Annotated in this window: 12 protein-coding genes and 2 pseudogenes; 7 read left to right on the top strand and 7 right to left on the bottom strand. The window is 66.8% G+C overall.

The window, feature by feature from the left end:
* The first annotated feature begins 7 nt into the window (after window positions 1–7).
* Both GTV32_RS22260 and GTV32_RS22255 read left to right on the top strand, forming a co-directional pair.
* Window positions 8–898: a sugar phosphate isomerase/epimerase gene (locus GTV32_RS22260; RefSeq protein WP_161062164.1), complete on the top strand. Its 891-nt coding sequence runs from the start codon at window positions 8–10 to the stop codon at window positions 896–898.
* Complete coding sequence (locus GTV32_RS22255) at window positions 895–1,896, top strand: Gfo/Idh/MocA family oxidoreductase (protein ID WP_161062163.1); 1,002 nt, start codon at window positions 895–897, stop codon at window positions 1,894–1,896. Before GTV32_RS22260 ends, GTV32_RS22255 begins: the two co-directional genes overlap by 4 nt.
* Window positions 1,897–1,914: 18 nt before the next feature.
* Here GTV32_RS22255 and GTV32_RS22250 read toward each other — a convergent pair whose 3' ends face one another.
* The 7 genes and pseudogenes from GTV32_RS22250 to GTV32_RS22225 form a co-directional block, all read right to left on the bottom strand.
* Entirely contained in the window at window positions 1,915–3,093 is a 1,179-nt protein-coding gene (locus tag GTV32_RS22250) for a substrate-binding domain-containing protein (RefSeq protein ID WP_161062162.1), read from the bottom strand.
* A 113-nt stretch (window positions 3,094–3,206) separates the two neighbouring features.
* Window positions 3,207–4,019: an ATP-binding cassette domain-containing protein gene (locus GTV32_RS22245; protein WP_161062161.1), complete on the bottom strand. Its 813-nt coding sequence runs from the start codon at window positions 4,017–4,019 to the stop codon at window positions 3,207–3,209.
* 7 nt (window positions 4,020–4,026) lie between these two features.
* Window positions 4,027–5,085, bottom strand: coding sequence for an ABC transporter permease (locus GTV32_RS22240; protein WP_161062160.1), 1,059 nt, complete (start codon window positions 5,083–5,085; stop codon window positions 4,027–4,029).
* A gap of 34 nt (window positions 5,086–5,119) precedes the next feature.
* On the bottom strand, window positions 5,120–6,145 hold the full coding sequence (locus GTV32_RS22235) for a substrate-binding domain-containing protein (RefSeq protein WP_161062159.1): 1,026 nt from the start codon (window positions 6,143–6,145) through the stop codon (window positions 5,120–5,122).
* A 121-nt stretch (window positions 6,146–6,266) separates the two neighbouring features.
* Window positions 6,267–7,019 carry an MFS transporter gene (locus tag GTV32_RS23695; protein ID WP_237421991.1) on the bottom strand — a complete coding sequence of 251 codons (753 nt, stop codon included), beginning with the start codon at window positions 7,017–7,019 and terminating at the stop codon, window positions 6,267–6,269.
* Window positions 7,020–7,051: 32 nt separating this feature from the next.
* Window positions 7,052–7,594 (bottom strand): annotated as a pseudogene (locus GTV32_RS23690) (MFS transporter); the annotation flags it as partial.
* Between the two features lie 76 nt (window positions 7,595–7,670).
* Window positions 7,671–8,879 carry a Gfo/Idh/MocA family oxidoreductase gene (locus GTV32_RS22225; protein WP_161062158.1) on the bottom strand — a complete coding sequence of 403 codons (1,209 nt, stop codon included), beginning with the start codon at window positions 8,877–8,879 and terminating at the stop codon, window positions 7,671–7,673.
* Between the two features lie 204 nt (window positions 8,880–9,083).
* Here GTV32_RS22225 and iolC point away from each other — a divergent pair.
* The 5 genes and pseudogenes from iolC to GTV32_RS22200 all read left to right on the top strand — a co-directional run bounded on the left by iolC (window position 9,084) and on the right by GTV32_RS22200 (window position 15,021).
* Window positions 9,084–10,071, top strand: a pseudogene (iolC, locus tag GTV32_RS22220) (5-dehydro-2-deoxygluconokinase).
* 33 nt (window positions 10,072–10,104) lie between these two features.
* Window positions 10,105–11,004, top strand: a complete 900-nt coding sequence (locus GTV32_RS22215) for an aldolase (RefSeq protein WP_161062706.1) — start codon at window positions 10,105–10,107, stop codon at window positions 11,002–11,004.
* Window positions 11,005–11,008: 4 nt separating this feature from the next.
* Complete coding sequence (gene iolB / locus GTV32_RS22210) at window positions 11,009–11,881, top strand: 5-deoxy-glucuronate isomerase (protein ID WP_161062157.1); 873 nt, start codon at window positions 11,009–11,011, stop codon at window positions 11,879–11,881.
* A gap of 75 nt (window positions 11,882–11,956) precedes the next feature.
* Window positions 11,957–13,963, top strand: a complete 2,007-nt coding sequence (iolD, locus tag GTV32_RS22205; RefSeq protein ID WP_161062156.1) for a 3D-(3,5/4)-trihydroxycyclohexane-1,2-dione acylhydrolase (decyclizing) — start codon at window positions 11,957–11,959, stop codon at window positions 13,961–13,963.
* Window positions 13,960–15,021, top strand: a complete 1,062-nt coding sequence (locus GTV32_RS22200) for a Gfo/Idh/MocA family oxidoreductase (protein WP_161062155.1) — start codon at window positions 13,960–13,962, stop codon at window positions 15,019–15,021. Before iolD ends, GTV32_RS22200 begins: the two co-directional genes overlap by 4 nt.
* The last annotated feature ends 31 nt before the right edge of the window (window positions 15,022–15,052 follow it).

Genomic DNA, 15,052 nt, shown 5'->3' with positions numbered 1-15,052 from the left:
ACACCACATGACCACCAGCGAACTCCGCATCGCCGCCGCACCCATTTCCTGGGGAGTGTGCGAGGTCCCCGGATGGGGATATCAGCTCAGCCCCGAGCGAGTACTCGGCGAGATGCATGAACTCGGCGTCACCGCCGCCGAAACCGGCCCCGAAGGGTTCCTACCCGCATCACCCGCGCAGTTGCGTGACACGTTGGCCTCCTACGAACTGCGTTGCGTCGGGTCGTTCGTGCCGGTCGTCCTGCACAGATCCGACCACGACCCGACCCCCGCGGTGAACGAGGTCCTCGACCGACTCGAGACGTCCGGCGGTGACGTTCTCGTCCTCGCCGCCGCCACCGGCGTCGACGGCTACGACGACCGGCCGGATCTGTCCGAGGAGGAGTGGACGACGTTGCTGGCCAACCTCGATCGTCTCGGCGCGCTGGCGGAGAGACGCGGCGTCACCGCGGCGCTGCATCCCCACGTGGGCACGATGATCGAGAAGCGCGACGAGGTCTACCGCGTGCTGGAGGACTCCACGATCGGCCTGTGTCTCGACACGGGTCACCTCCTGATCGGCGGCACCGATCCCCTCGAGGTGACGCAGCAGTACACCGCCCGCATCACGCACGCGCACCTCAAGGACGTCAAGGTCGACCTCGCCCGACAGGTGCAGAGCGGCGGGCTCACCTACACCGAGGCGGTGGCACAGGGCATGTACGTGCCGCTCGGCGCCGGCGAGGCCCACATCGCCCGCGTGGTCGGAACTCTCGTCGATGCCGGCTTCGACGGCTGGTACGTCCTCGAGCAGGACACCATCCTCGACGACGAGGCAGACGGGGACGCCGCCGCAGGCAACGTCGCGGTGTCGATGTCGTTCCTGCGCAAGATCGCTGCACGGCCGGTGCGGGTGTGACCGCCCCATCCGGCCGTCCGCTACGGATCGGGGTGCTCGGTGCGTCCCGCATCGCCGAGTCGGCGATCGTCGGCCCGGCGCAGGCCCTCGGCCATCGTCTGGTCGCCGTGGCGGCCCGCGATCGCGGTCGTGCCGAGGCGTTCGCGCGCAAGTACGGGGTGGAGCGAGTGCTCGACACCTACCAGGATGTCATCGACGACCCCGAGGTCGACGTCATCTACAACCCGCTGGCGAACTCGCTGCACGGGCCGTGGAATCTCGCGGCCGTCCGGGCCGGCAAGCCTGTGCTCTCCGAGAAGCCCTTCGCGCGCAACGAGTCCGAGGCGCAACAGGTCGCCGCGGCCGCCGTGGCCGCGGGTGTGCCGATTCTCGAGGGCTTCCACTACCTGTTCCATCCCCTCATGGCGCGCACCGTCGAGTTGCTCGAGGGTGGGACGATCGGCGATGTCCGGCATGTCGAGGTGGTGATGGCGATGCCCGCTCCCGGTGACACCGATCCGCGGTGGTCCTACGACCTCGCCGGCGGCGCCTTGATGGACCTCGGCTGCTATTCATTGCACGTCTCACGCGTGCTCGGCCCGTGGTGCGGTGGCCCGCCGCGCATCACCGGCGGACGAGCCGTCCTCCGCGGACCTCAGATCGACGAGTCCGCGGTTCTCGACATCCGCTATCCCAACGGCGCCAGTGGAACACATGCGATCTCGATGGTCGCCGGCGACTATGTGTTCAGTCTCCGGATCGTCGGTGAGAACGGCAGCGTGTTCCTGCACGACTATCTCGCACCAAGCCGTGACGACCGTCTGACGGTGGTGTCGTCGGTGGACGGGACCGTCGCTGTCGAACATCTGGGCACCCGGTCGACCTACACCTACCAATTGGAGGCTTTCGCCGCGGCGGTCGAACACGGGACGGCATTGCCGATCGGTCTCGACGATGCCGTCACGAACATGCGGTTCCTCGACGACGCCTATCGCGCGGTCGGCCTCGAACCGAGATGACGTCGCGACCGAAGCAGGCTATTCGACAGGCGCGCACCGCACGAGCTTGCCGGCCTCTCGTGCCTTGATGGCCCACACCTCCTGCGCGTCGGCCGGCAACGCGATGTAGATCGCATCGATCTCGGGGTCGTCGATGAGGTCTTCGTAGAGTCCGTAACTGACCAAGATGCCCAGTCGGTCGGCGATCTCCCACGCGACCGCGGTGGACGCACTTGCCACCACCTCGATCGCGCCCGACACCACTCCGGGCGTACCCAGTTCACGCACCAGCGCGTCGTCGCAGGTATCCGCCAGCAGGCCCCACCGCACGCGTTCACGTCCGGTGTCCGTGCGGGGATCCGCACCGGCGGGCGGCCCCGTGGTACCGCGCACCATCAACTCGGGTTCCAGCGCGATCGCACCGTAGAAGCCGAGCCCTCCCGTGTTGGCGGGCTGCCCGGAATCACCGAGGAGCGAAGCCACCGCGTCCACGGCGGCGAGACCGAGCCCGGTCACGTCCTGGCGGATCGTCGTGAGGTTCACATGCCCGAGCACCATGTGCGGTCCGTCGTCGTAGCCGACCACGGACATGTCCTCGGGCACGCGAACACCGTTGTGCCGCATGACATCGATGAAGCCGACAGCCATCCTGTCATTCGCCAGGAAGACCGCGGTCGGTAGATTCCCCTCGGCGAGGAGTCGCTCCGCCGCCAGCGCACCGGCCTCCTCGGTGTAGTCGCCGACCAGGGTCCGGCATTCGTCGCGATAGCCGGCAGCGGTCATCGCTCCGAGGTATCCCCGCAGTCGTTCGGCGGCGCACGGATGGTCGCCGCCCTCGATGTGGGCGATGGAGGTGTGGCCGAGATCGATCAGGTGCTGAACCGCCATCTGCGCACCTCGCCACTCGTCGGTCCCGACCGTCACCGCCACGAGATCCGGGATACGCTCACCGACCACGACGATTGGGACGTCGCACACATACCGGTCCCCGTGCTCGGCACCCACCACGATGATCGCCGCGCATCCCTGGTCGGCGAGGTCCGCGCACGCGCGTGCGCGTGTCCGTTCCGCTCCGTGCAGCCCCAGCGCCAACCGATACCCGGCCGCGTCCGCCGCCGCATACAGTTCGGCGACCAGATCCGCCTCGAACGGGCTCGACGCCGCGAACACCACCCCGACCAGACGATGCCGACCGTCCCACGTCTCCCCCTGCACCATGACCGGTCCTTTCTCCTGCCTCACAACGTATCCCGCACGCAGACCGGAAGGTGGCGGAAACGAGATCCCGCCCGGTCCACGGATGGGCCGGGCGGGATCACATCGAACTCGACTCAGCGCCGTAGCTCGTGACTCAACGTGTCGAGTTCGTCACCACCGGCCATCTGCTGGGTGAGTTCGTCGAGAGTGATCTCGTCGTAGGTGCAGTCCAGCTTCTGCCTCCCACGGTTGAGCAACACGAAGTGGTCGCCCACCATGTGCGCGTGGTGCGGGTTGTGCGTGATGAAGACGACGCCGAACCCCTGGTCGCGCGCGGCCGAGATGTACCGCAACACCGTGCCCGACTGTTTGACGCCCAACGCGGCGGTTGGCTCGTCGAGGATGAGTACGCGGGCGCCGAAGTAGATCGCCCGGGAGATCGCCACACACTGACGCTGACCACCTGACAGCGAACCGATCGGTGCGTCGACGTCCGGCAGGTCGATGCCCATCTTGAACAGTTCTTCCTTGGTGGTCGCCCGCATCGCCTGGATGTCGAGCATGCGGAACGGCCCCTTGCGCAGTTCCTGGCCGAGGAAGAAGTTGCGCCACACCGGCATCAGCCCGACCACCGCGAGGTCCTGGTACACCGTCGCGATCCCGGTCTCGAGCGCGTGCTTGGGCGATTCGAGCATCGTCGTCTCACCGTCGATGAGCAGCTCGCCCTCGGTCTGCTGGTGCAGACCGGCCATGATCTTGATCAGAGTGGACTTGCCCGCACCGTTGTCGCCGAGGACGCAGGTCACCTCGCCTGCGTTGACCCGAAGGCTGATGTCCTTGAGCGCGATGATCGCGCCGTATGCCTTGCCGACGTTGCGGAGCTCGATCAGTGGCACCTTGCCGCCGCTGGACTCCGATTCGGGTCGTGTCTCCATTGCTGAACTCATCGTCGTGTCACCTCTTGGCCGCGTAGTTGCGGAAACTGTTGTTGGCGATCACCGCGAAGAGCAGCATCGCACCCATGAAGAACTTGAACCAGTCGGGATTCCAGCCGGCGTAGACGATGCCCTGATTCACCATGCCGAAGATGAAGGCACCGATCGCCGCACCGACCGCGGTTCCGTATCCGCCGGTGAGCAGACAGCCACCGACCACGGCGGCGATGATGTAGAAGAACTCGTTGCCGACACCTTGACCGGACTGCACGGTGTCGAACGCGAACAGCAGGTGCATGCCGACGAACCAGGCGCAGAACCCGACGAACATGAACATGCCGATCTTTACCTTGGTCACCGGTACGCCGACCGCACGCGCCGAGTCCTGGCCGCCACCGACCGCGAAGATCCAGTTGCCGACGCGGGTCCGCATGAGCACCCAGGTGGCCACCAGCGTGAACAGAATCCACCAGACCACGGTGATGCGCACCGACACCCCGAGCAGGGTGAACGACGACGCGAAAACCTTCTGCGCGGAGTCGAAGCCCTGCATGTCCGAGATGGAGGGGGTCGCGACCTGGCCGGTGACCAGCTTGGTCACCGCGAGGTTGATTCCGGTCAGCATCAGGAAGGTCGACAGGGTGATCAGGAACGACGGGATCTTCGTCTTCATCACCAGGTAGCCGTTGAAGAAGCCGACGGCCAGGGCCAGCACCAGAGCGAGTACCGCGCCGAGCCAGACGTTGAGGTGCAGGTTGTAGGCGAGCATCGAGGCGGCGAGCGACGAGAACGTCACCGCGACACCGGTCGATAGGTCGAACTCACCGCCGATCATCAGAACGGCGACACCGCAGGCCATGATGCCGATCGTCGAACTCGCGTACAGGATGGTGGCCAATGCCTCCGGGGTCCGGAACGGCGCGGCCACGACGCAGAAGAAGATGAAGATGGCGACCGCGCCGAACAGTGCGCCGATCTCCGGTCGAAGCAGCAAACGCTGCCACGGCTTCTGCCGTTTCACCCGCTCGTCGGTGACGACCTTGTGCGTGGACAGGTCGAGATCAGTTTGTGTACTCATCGGATTTCCTCGTGGTTCCTTGGCAGGACCCGCGTCAGCGAGTGCCGCCCTTGGCGTACTCGGCGACCTTGTCGATGTTCGATTCATCGATGAATGCGGGCCCGGTCAGAACGGCCTCACCACCGCCGATGGTGTTCCCGTTGGTGAGATAGAGCCACAGGGAATCGACTGCCTCGTAGCCCTGCAGATAGGGCTGCTGATCGACTGCCCACTTCACGTCGCCGTTCTGGATCAGGGGAACCAGAGCCGCGTTGGTGTCGAAGGTGACGATCTCGGCATTGGACCCGGCGTTGCTCTTGGACTGCACGGCGGTCTGCGCGATCGGTGCGCCGAGGGCCACGACGGTGTCGATCGACGGATCCTGCTGCAGCTTGGCGGTCATGGTCGCCTCGACCGACGGCATGTCCTTGCTGTTGACGTTGAGGATCTCGAAACCGCCACCGGTGAAGCCTTGCTTGACACCCGCGCATCGTGACTCGAGGGCGACCTGCCCCTGCTCCTGGATGACACACAGGACCTTCTTGCGCCCGTCCTTTGTGAGGCGCTCGCCCGCCGTCTTGCCGGCCAGCGTCTCGTCCTGGCCGAAGTATTGCTGGACGCCCATCGCCTTCCAGTCGTCGTAGCCGGCATTGAACGCCACCACCGGGATACCGGCGGCGAGAGCCTTCTTCACGGCAGGTGCCATCGCGTCCGGCTTGGCCAGCGTCAAGGCGATGCCGTCGACCTTGCTGTCGATCGCCGTCTGGACGAGGTTGGCCTGATTCGGCGCCTCCGGATCCGCGGAGTACTGCAGTTTGATGTTGTCCTTCTTGGCGGCCATCTCGGCCCCCTTGCGGATCAGATCCCAGAACGAGTCACCCGGAACCTCGTGGGTGATCATCGCGATGGTCTTGGTCGGGGTGCCGGCGTTGCCCGCGCCCCCGCCCCCGTTGTCGTCGTCGTCGGGCGCACCACCAGTGCTCGAACAACCCGCGACGATCAGCACCGCGGACGACAGTGCAGCGGCGATCCCGATCAGCCGACGCTGCCGGCGGCTCCGGCGACCTTCCGTGGAATCCATCGTTGTATCTTCCCTTCGCTGTACAGAGTGTTCGACGGAGCACTCTCCTGGAGATGATGTAATACCCGTCACATGGCCGCTGTCAAGACTTTGTCAAGACATTCTGATCTGACACGGCGAATCAGTGGGCTCCAACGGCACTGGCACCAGCGTTGGGAGGCAGCCGCAAGACGCCGAGCGCACACACCGCCATCAAGGCGCCGAGCAACAAGAAGGCTGCCGAGTATGCGCCCGCCGGCAGCCCGTCGGCGAGGGCGAAGGCGGACACCGCGACCGCCCCGAGAGCCACCCCGAACGCGGCGCCGAGCTCCTGGACCGCGGCGTGTACGGCATTCGCATCACTGAGTTCACCGGCGTCGACGTCGGCGAATGCCAACGTGTTGTAGGCGGAGAATCCCACCGAGCGGAGCGCGCCCGACGCCACCAGAACCGCCGCGATCACCACGGCCGAGGTCGCCTCGCCGAGCACCGCGAGTGCGACGAAAGCCACCACCGACACCAGGAGGTCGACCATCAGGACCCGCCGGATCCCCCACCGGCGCATCAGCGGCGTGGTGAGGGGTTTGATGACGACGTTCCCGGCGAACAGCGCTGTCACCATCGCGCCTGCGGCCACCGGCGTCCACCCGAACTGGAGCTGGAACATCAACGGCAACAAGAACGGAACCGCGCTGATCGCCACCCGATACACGGTTCCGAAACCCACCACGAAGGCAAACGACGACACGTGCAGCACCCGCAGATCGAGCAGCGGATACGGCGAGCTCTGCATGCGCCGAACAGCACCCACACCGGCGATCGCTGCGCCGACGACACCCGTCGCCACCAGCACCCATCGCGGCGAATCGGCCGAGATCTCCTGTGCGGCCAGCATCGCCGCGCCGACCGCCAGCGTGGTGAGCGCGACCCGAGCAGGTCGAGACGCCGCCGACCGACATCGACTTCCGTGGGCCGGCACCAGATGGCAGCGGCCACCAGGCCCGCGATACCGATCGGGATGTTGATGGCGAAGATGAGCCGCCAGTCCGCGTGCGTCACGATCAGGCCGCCGATCAGCGGCGCCGCCACCGGCGCGATGAGCGCAGGCCACGTCAGGTACGCGATGGCCCTCACCAACTGGGCGCGCTCGACGGTGCGTAACACGGCAAGCCTGCCCACCGGCACCATCATGGCGCCCCCTATCGCCTGCAGGACGCGCATCGTGACCAGACCCTGAAGATCAGGCGCCAGAGCGCATCCCGCAGAGGCCAGGGTGAACACCGCAACCGCGATCACAAACACCCGGCGCACCCCGAAACGGTCGGCAACCCAGCCCGACAACGGGATCAAGACCGCAAGAGTGATCAGGTACGAGGTCACCACGATGCCCGCGCCGAGAGGCCGGACCCCGAGATCTGCGGCGATCGCCGGAAGCGCGGTGGCGACGATCGTCGCGTCGAGGATCTCCATGAAGAGCGCACCGGCCCGAGAAGGGCAAGCGCGTACGGGAAGTCCGCAGATCGCGAGGCGCGGCCCGGCCGGTCGATCACCCCTGCGTGTCGGGTGAGACCCAGGTGCCCTCACGAACCGATGTGCTCATCGCATCGAGTACCCGGGCGCTGCGGACCGCGTCGTCGATCGTCGCGCCCGCTTCGGCGGGATCGGTGACCGACGCGCAGAACCGGGCCGCCTCGATCACCTTGAGATCGTCATAGCTCATCGGATTGGCGGCGCCGGGTTGGAACGCGGCGTAGTCACCGGCCCCCGGGCCGACGAATCTGGTCGCCACTGCCAGGTCCTGATACTCCTGGCCGCTGCCGACCTCGAGTTCTCCCATGCGCCGATAGTCCCACCGCACCACACCCTCGGTTCCATGGATCTCGAAGCCGTACGAGTTCTGCGCGCCGACCGAGACCCGACTGGCCTCCAGCACGCACCGCGCGCCCGAGGTCATCCGCATCTGTGCGGAGACGTAGTCCTCGTTCTCCACCGGTCCGCGTTCACCCCCGGAGGCCAATTGGTGACCGGACGTCGTTCCGGTCGGCCTGGGTCGGTCCGTGACGAAGACGGCCGTGTCGGCGACCACGGACTCGACGTCGCCCAGGAGAAACCACACCAGGTCCGCGCCGTGTGACGCCAGGTCACCGAGCACCCCGTTGCCACCGCGTGCGCGCTGAAAACGCCAGCTCAGGGCACCGTCGGGATGCGCTGCGTAATCGCTGAACAATCGGAACCGCGCATGGGTCACCTCCCCGATCCCGCCGGACGCGATCATTTCCCGCGCCGCGGCGACCGCGGGCACGTTGCGGTAGTTGAATCCGACCGCGGTACGCACGCCGGTGGCTCGCGCGGCGGTCGCGACCGCCGCAGCATCGTCTGCGGACAGACCGACCGGCTTCTCGATCCACAGGTGTTTGCCTGCCGAGACGACGGCACAACCGATCTCCCGGTGCAGAAAGTTCGGCGCAGTGACGCTGACCGCTTTGATCATCGGGTCGTCGACCACGCGCTGCCAGTCGGCAACTGTCGACGGCACGTCGAACTGGGCGGCCGCCTCGGCGGCGCGCACGGGGACCTCGTCGGCGATCACCATCAGCTTGGGCACCGGCCTCAACTCCGGATAGTGATGCCGGATGCGCGCGTAGGCCTGGGCGTGAGCACGTCCCATCCAGCCGAAGCCGACGATGCCGACCGGCAGCACGGCGGCGTCATCAGGCGTGGTCGCGGTGGTCGCCGTTGCGGCGTCGACTGTCATCTCCGATTCCCTTCGACAGGCCTGTGAGGCCATGTGATCTCCGACACCACTATGCCAGGTAAGAATGTCAGGACAAAGTATTGACTTTGAGTTGTGAACTGACGCACAGTGGATGGCACGGAAGCCGGGAAGCCAGTCCCGTCGCACGCCGCCCGTCCGACCACGAGCAGGGAGCAGTACGTGACCGCACAGCAACAATCCCGTTTGGGTGCCGCACCCGATTTCGACGTGCTGGCGATCGGTCGCAGCGGTGTCGACATCTACCCTCAGCAGATCGGGGTGGGCCTCGAGGAGGTCACGAGCTTCGGCAAGTTCCTCGGCGGCAGCGCGGCGAACGTGACCGTGGCCGCCGCGCGGCTCGGGCAGCGCAGCGCGCTCATCTCCGGCGTCGGCGACGATCCGTTCGGGCGCTTCGTACGCAGCGAGCTCGTCCGATTGGGAGTCGACAACCGATTCGTCGAGATCGACGACAAGTACGCCACGCCGGTCACATTCTGCGAGATCTTCCCACCGGACGATTTCCCCCTCTACTTCTATCGCAAGCCGAGCGCCCCGGATCTGCAGGTCACGGTCGACGACATCGACGCCGCCGCGGTCCACGACGCGCGCCTCTACTGGTCCACCGTCACCGGCCTGTCCGAAGAGCCTCGCGCAGTGCGCACTTCGCCGCGTGGGAGGCGCGTGGCCGGCAGTCGCTCACGGTTCTCGATCTCGACTACCGGCCGATGTTCTGGGCCACCGCGCAGGCGGCCACCGAGCAGGTCCGTCGTGCCTTGTCACATGTCACCGTCGCGGTGGGCAACCGCGAGGAGTGCGAGATCGCAGTCGGCGAGACAGATCCCCACGCCGCGGCCGACGCACTTCTCGACCTCGGGTGGAGCTGGCCATCGTCAAACAGGGCCCCAAGGGGGTACTCGGCAAGACACGCACCGAAACCGTCGAGGTCGCGCCCGTGGCGGTCGACGTCGTGAACGGACTCGGCGCAGGCGACAGTTTCGGCGGCAGCCTGTGCCACGGATTGCTCGAGGGCTGGCCGCTGGAGAAGATCCTGCGTCACGCCAACGCCGCCGGAGCCATCGTGGCGGGCCGGCTCGAGTGTTCGACCGCCATGCCCACCGCCGAGGAAGTGGCAGAGAAGGCCACCGGGGTCCCCGGCCCGGCCACCACCCGACAGGAGAAGCTCAATGTCTGAGGTCGCGACGCCCACCGGCCCCCCGGAGCCGTGATCGACCGCGACGCCGTCGCGGCCACGCGGTGTTCCACCTATGCCGAGGTGACGGCGGTCCGCGCCACTCATCCGCAAGCCATCGCCGAGGCCTGGGCCCGGCGCCGCAGGCGCCCGACGGTGACCGGTACCGACCGACTCATGATCGTCGCCGCCGACCATCCGGCTCGCGGTGCACTGGCCGTCGGAGCGAACCCGATCGCGATGAACAGCCGGTCGGACCTGCTCGATCGTCTGCGCACCGCGCTGGCCAATCCCGGCGTCGACGGGGTGCTGGCCACCTCCGATGTCCTGGAGGACCTGCTGCTCCTCGGTGCCCTCGAAGACAAGGTGGTGTTCTCCTCGATGAATCGTGGCGGTCTCGCCGGCGCGTCTTTCGAGCTCGACGATCGGATGACCTCGGCCACCGCGTCCTGGACCATCGATGCGGGCCTCAACGGCGCGAAGATGCTGTGCCGGGTGGACCTCGCCGACGAGGGCACGCTCAACATGATGACGGCGTGCGCGGCCGCCGTCGACGAGCTCGCCGCCGGCGGCTCGATCGCCATGCTCGAACCGTTCCTGTCCTCCCGCATCGACGGCAAGGTTCGCAACGACCTCACCGCCGACGCGGTGATCAAGTCGATGCACATCGTGCAGGGGCTCGGCTCCACGTCGGCCTACACCTGGCTCAAGCTGCCGGTGGTCGACGAGATGGAACGCGTCATGGACGCCACCACCCTGCCGACCCTGCTGCTGGGCGGGGACCCGCAGACCGCACCGGACGAGACGTTCGCGAGTTGGGAACGCGCCCTGCGTATCCCGTCGGTACGTGGCCTGATCGTGGGACGTACCCTCCTCTATCCGGCCGACGATGACGTGGCCACCGCGGTCGACACCGCGGTCAACCTGGTGAGGTGAGCCGATGAACAGCAAGTACTACATCCCGACGCGGTCTGCCACGGCCCCGCTGACCGTCGACGTCACGCCGGAATCGGCCGGCTGGACCGAATCCTCGCTCTTCGTCGTCGAACTCGGCGCCGGCGACTCCGTCACGCGGAACTCCGGTGTCGACGAGATCATCGTGGTACCGCTGTCCGGGTCGGCGATGGTGACATGCGACGGCACCTCGCTCGACCTCGCGGGCCGGCCGAGCGTTTTCGACGGGCCCAGCGACTTCGCCTATGTCGGACGCGGTTCCACGTTCACCGTCACGAGCGCCGATGGCGGTCGGTTCGCCCTCTGCGGCGCTCGGGCGGCGACGGAACTGCCTTTCCGGTACGTGCCGGCCAGCGATGTCCCGGTCGAGTTGCGCGGCGCAGGCAACTGCAGTCGGCAGGTGCACAACTTCGGTACCGCCGACGCCTTCGAGGCCGACTCGATCATCGCCTGTGAGGTGATCACCCCGGGCGGTAACTGGTCCAGCTACCCGGCCCACAAGCACGACGAGAACAGCGACAAGGAGTCGCAGCTCGAAGAGATCTATTACTTCGAGATCGCTGACGGGCCGGACGGCTCTCCGGGTTTCGGGTACCACCGGGTCTACGGCACACCCGAGCGTCCCATCGAGGTGCTCGAGGAGGTGCGCAGCGGTGACGTGGTGCTGGTCCCCCACGGCTACCACGGCCCGTCGATCGCTGCGCCCGGCTATGACATGTACTACCTGAACGTGATGGCCGGATCGGGTGAGCGCGCCTGGAAGATCTGCGACGACCCCGCGCACACCTGGCTGCGCGGCAGCTGGGAGCACCAGGAGGTCGACCCGCGACTCCCCCTGCACGAGAAGAAGTCCGGCTGATGGATCTCGATACGCCATGCGCACGCTCGTGGCGTATCGAGACCACCCCAACCCACCGACGAGAAAGAAGCCATCGTGGCACCGATCAACCAGGGACGCGCCGGAGCAGTCACCGGCGTCCGCAACCCCCACGGTGAATCGACCGTCCGTCTGACCGTCGCCCAGGCGACCGTCAGGTTCCTCGCCAACCAGTACGTGGAGCGCGACGGGGAGCGCACCAAGTTCTTCGCCGGATGCTTCGGCATCTTCGGGCACGGAAACGTTGCCGGCCTCGGCCAAGCGTTGCTGCAGAACGAGATCGATGACGTGAACAGCGGTCGTGAACTATCGCTCAAGTACGTGCTCGGGCGGAACGAACAGGCGATGGTCCACTCCGCGGTCGGGTACGCGCGGATGAAGGATCGCCTGCAGACCTGGGCGGTGACGGCCTCCGTCGGCCCCGGCGCGACCAACATGCTCACCGGCGCCGCGCTGGCGACCATCAACCGCCTGCCGGTTCTGCTGCTACCCGCGGACACCTTCTCGACACGCGCAACGTCGCCGGTTCTGCAGGAGCTCGAGCTCCCGTCGTCGGGTGACATCACCGTCAACGACGCGTTCAAACCGGTGTCCCGGTACTTCGACCGCGTCTGGCGACCCGAGCAACTGCCCGGCGCTCTACTCGGCGCGATGCGGGTCCTCACCGACCCGGCCGAGACCGGCGCGGCGACCGTCGCCATTCCACAGGACGTGCAGGCCGAAGCGTTCGACTGGCCGGAATCGCTCTTCGCCGAACGGACCTGGCATGTCGCCCGTCCGCTACCCGAGCGGCGCGTCATCGCCGAGGCCGCGGAGATCATCCGCTCGGCGCAGCGACCGCTGATCGTCGCCGGCGGCGGGGTGATCTACAGCGGGGCCACCGAGGCGCTGGCCCGCTTCTGCGAGCGCACCGGTATCCCGGTCGGTCAGAGCCAGGCCGGCAAGGGCTCGCTCGCCTTCGATCATCCGCAGTCCGTCGGCGCCATCGGGTCGACCGGGACCACCGCGGCCAACGCGCTCGCCGCCGAGGCCGACGTCGTGATCGGCATCGGTACGCGCTACAGCGATTTCACCACGGCCTCCCGGACCGCCTTCACCGGCGATGGTGTGCGCTTCGTGAACATCAATGTGGCATCCCTGGATTCGGTCAAGCACAGCGGCTACAGCGTGGTCGCCGACGCCCGCGAATCCATCGAAGCCCTCGACACCTTGCTCTCCGAGTATTCGGTCGACCCCGCTTATCGTGAGCGCGTCGGCACCCTCGCCAGGGAATGGGATGCCATCGTCGAGACGGCGTACTCCCCGAGTTCGGTCGGCACCAACATCGCCACCGGGGACGAGGCACTTACCCAGGGTGCGGTCATCGGGCTGGTGAACGAGACCTCCGATCCACGTGACGTGGTGGTCTGCGCTGCCGGCTCCATGCCCGGTGACCTCCACAAGCTCTGGCGCACTCGCGATTCGAAGAGCTATCACGTCGAATACGGATACTCCTGCATGGGCTACGAGGTCGCCGGCGGTCTCGGCGTCAAGATGGCATGTCCCGATCGCGACGTCTTCGTCATGGTGGGCGATGGTTCCTACCTCATGATGGCCACCGAACTCGTCACCGCGGTGCAGGAGAACCTCAAGGTGATCGTGGTGCTGGTGCAGAACCACGGTTTCGCCTCGATCGGCTCGCTGTCCGAATCTCTCGGCTCGCAGCGCTTCGGCACCAGTTACCGGTACCGCAGCGACGACGGTCGCCTCGACGGTGGGACCCTTCCCATCGACCTTGCGGCGAACGCGGCGTCACTGGGTGCCGACGTCATCCGGGCAGGCACGGCGGCCGAGTTCACCGACGCGATCAAAGCGGCGAAGGCCGCGGATCGCACCACCGTGATCCATGTGGAGACCGATCCACTCATCGGCGCACCCGACAGCGAATCCTGGTGGGACGTACCGGTATCCGAAACCTCGACACTCGAGTCCACCCAACAGGCCTACGAGGTCTACGCGCAGTGGAAGGCCATTCAGCGGCCGTACCTCAACCCCACCGACCTCAACAACGGAGGAGACCAATGACCACGGACCTGCGCATCGCCGTCCTCGGCGTCGGCATGATGGGCGCCGACCACGTCGCCCGCATCACGGAGCGCACCAAGGGCGCCACCGTGACCGTACTCAACGACTACGTTCCGGAGAAGGCCGAGGAACTCGCGTCGTCGATCCCGGGATGCAGGGTCATCAACGATCCCCTCGACGCGATCGCCGACCCCGAGGTCGACGCCGTCATTCTCGCCACACCTGGCCCCACGCACGAGAAGCAGCTGCTCGCCTGCCTGGAGAACAACAAGCCCGTCATGTGCGAGAAGCCGCTGACCACCGACGTCGCCACATCGTTGGAGATCGTCAAGCGCGAAGCGGAGTTGGGCCGCAAGCTCATCCAGGTCGGGTTCATGCGTCGCTTCGACCACGAGTACGAGCAGCTCAAGGGACTCATCGACGACGGGACCTTCGGTAAGGCCCTGATGGCGCACTTCGTCCACCGCAACCCTGCGGTGCCCCCGAGCTTCGACAGCTCGATGATCGTCAAGGACTCGCTCGTCCACGAGGTCGACGCGACGCGGTTCTTCTTCGACGAGGAGATCACCTCGGTGCAGATCATCGCCCCCGGAGCCAATCCGAACGCGCCCGAAGGCCTGAAGGATCCGCAGATCGCGATCTTCACCACCGAGTCCGGCCGCCACGTCGACGTCGAGTGCTTCGTCACCACCGGCGTCGCCTACGAGGTGCGCACCGAGCTGGTCGGCGAGCTCGGTTCGGCATTCATCGGCCTCGACCAAGGTCTGATCAGCAAGCGCCGCAACCCGGTCCAGAAGGACACCGGTGACGGCCGCAAGATCGCGGGAGTCTGGGGCGGCGACATCACTCCGTCCTTCGTCGAGCGGTTCGGCGTGGCCTACGACGTCGAGATCCAGCGCTGGGTCAACGCGGTGCGGGCCGGGACCAATGTCGACGGCCCCGGCGCCTGGGACGGGTACGCCGCTGCAGCCGTGTGCGCGGCCGGCGTCAAGGCTCTCGAAACCGGCGAGTCACAAACGGTCGAGATGGTCTCGCGCGCTTCGATTCCCGGCGCCTGAGGACGACACCCGATCGATCTTCACCGATCCC

Origin of the sequence: Gordonia sp. SID5947, assembly GCF_009862785.1 — a bacterium.
Classification (GTDB): Bacteria; Actinomycetota; Actinomycetes; order Mycobacteriales; family Mycobacteriaceae; genus Gordonia.
Note: the sequence above shows the minus strand (reverse complement) of the source record. Positions and strands in the feature narration are given on the sequence as shown.

Bases quoted from the DNA above. Each gene is read 5' to 3' on its own strand.
- GTV32_RS22260 (WP_161062164.1), top strand. From the start codon at position 8: ATGACCACCAGCGAACTCCGCATCGCCGCCGCACCCATTTCCTGGGGA.
- GTV32_RS22250 (WP_161062162.1), bottom strand. From the start codon at position 3,093: ATGGTGCAGGGGGAGACGTGGGACGGTCGGCATCGTCTGGTCGGGGTG.
- GTV32_RS22245 (WP_161062161.1), bottom strand. From the start codon at position 4,019: ATGAGTTCAGCAATGGAGACACGACCCGAATCGGAGTCCAGCGGCGGC.
- GTV32_RS22240 (WP_161062160.1), bottom strand. From the start codon at position 5,085: ATGAGTACACAAACTGATCTCGACCTGTCCACGCACAAGGTCGTCACC.
- GTV32_RS22235 (WP_161062159.1), bottom strand. From the start codon at position 6,145: ATGGATTCCACGGAAGGTCGCCGGAGCCGCCGGCAGCGTCGGCTGATC.
- GTV32_RS23695 (WP_237421991.1), bottom strand. From the start codon at position 7,019: ATGCTGGCCGCACAGGAGATCTCGGCCGATTCGCCGCGATGGGTGCTG.
- GTV32_RS22225 (WP_161062158.1), bottom strand. From the start codon at position 8,879: ATGACAGTCGACGCCGCAACGGCGACCACCGCGACCACGCCTGATGAC.
- iolB (WP_161062157.1), top strand. From the start codon at position 11,009: ATGAACAGCAAGTACTACATCCCGACGCGGTCTGCCACGGCCCCGCTG.
- GTV32_RS22200 (WP_161062155.1), top strand. From the start codon at position 13,960: ATGACCACGGACCTGCGCATCGCCGTCCTCGGCGTCGGCATGATGGGC.